The 1434-nt window shown below is 45.7% G+C and carries 1 protein-coding gene and 1 riboswitch; the gene reads right to left on the bottom strand.

Annotation, left to right across the window (positions count from 1 at the left end):
• Positions 1 to 264: 264 nt before the first annotated feature.
• Positions 265 to 448: riboswitch (cobalamin riboswitch) on the bottom strand.
• 45 nt (positions 449 to 493) lie between these two features.
• A complete protein-coding gene (locus AC29Z1_RS15190; RefSeq protein ID WP_488272301.1) occupies positions 494 to 1372 on the bottom strand; it encodes a sirohydrochlorin cobaltochelatase in 879 nt (292 codons plus the stop codon).
• Positions 1373 to 1434 lie beyond the last annotated feature (62 nt).

The following is a 1434-nucleotide window of genomic DNA, read 5'->3' as shown; positions in this document are numbered from 1 at the left end:
ATAGTTTTTTTAGCCTGTTTCGATTTCATTTTGATACCCATAAAAACCACTCCTTTGCTTTTATCAACGCTTTAATACTCTTTCCCACGATAGAACAAACTCTCCAGGAAAACCTCCGAAACTCCACTGGCAGCAGTTGGAAGTCTTAACGCAGGTTTGTTCTTAGATAAAAAACTCCTGACAACAGAGTCAGGAGTTTTTTTGCAACTTGCTAAAAGCGACAAACTATCGCTAAAAATCCCCTCCCCATCGCTCGTAGGTCAATCGGTGATTGTCAGACAGGCAGTTCTCCTGGCTCTGGATCAACGCTTGCCCAAACCTTCCCAAGACCCATTGGTCTCAGTGGTATACCTTGGGTTTGCTCCCCATTACAGTGGCGGGACCGCGCCGGTTTTTCACCGGTCTTCCCTATTAAGCCTTTTCAGGCACCTGTCTCATTTTTATTTAGTTTTATTTCAGACTTTAACGCTTGTGACCACCCTTGCTATGTCCATCAGTGTCCCTTACACCCATAATTATGGGCAGATTTATGTCTATGCGGTGGATGAGTGATAGCTGACTGTAGGTGAGCTACATAGATATCTTGAATGGCTGTGTTTTCACCCAAACCGCGCAAAATTACCTCTACCTCAAAGCCTGCCGCTATTAGCTGCGACTTGGCAGAATCCTCTTGCTCGCCAGCCATGTCGTTAGTGGCATGATCGCCAGACACTAGTAAAAATGGCATTAGAGTAACTTTTTTTACTTGTTTTTGTTTGAGCTTTCCAATAATCCGCTCCAATGACGGGAAACCTTCCACCGTGTAGACAAACACATTATTAAGTCCGGCATCTTCCAGTTTTAATTGCAGCGCTGCATAGGCCGCATTGCTTGGATGCATCCCGCCGTGTCCCATAAGTACAACGGCATGGTCTGGGGTAATATCAGGCAACTGCCGCATCAAAGCTTTTATGGCAATTTCGTAGTCATCAGGCTGGTTGTCTACTCCCATGCTATAAAGCAGCGGGCGGCCTAACCGGATGGTTGCAAACGCTTTTTCCTTGGCATGAGCATACTGATTGACAATCCGCCTGATCTTGTCGTATTCCGCACCTGGCACAATATGCAGCGGCTGAATATATACTTCCTGATAGCCATCAGCCTGAAGGCGTTCTAAAGCTTGCTGCTCATTATCAATCTGCACGCCATCCCGCTCTGCCAGGCGTTTAATAACCATCCGCGAGGTAAAGGCCCGGCGTACTTCATAGTCAGGAAAAGCTTCGCGAATCCGATTCTCAACGCTTTCAATATTAAGCTTTAGGGGTTCTGGATAAGTTGTGCCAAAACTAACAACCAGGATAGCTTTCTTGCTGGTGGCTTGTCCTTGTGTCATAATCTATTTCCTCCTCGTCCTCTCTTGCAAATAGCTAATAGCTGTTAAAAACTGCGTTTATA

It is taken from the genome of Sporomusa sp. (assembly GCF_057736855.1).
This window is presented reverse-complemented; position numbering and strand designations above follow the sequence as displayed.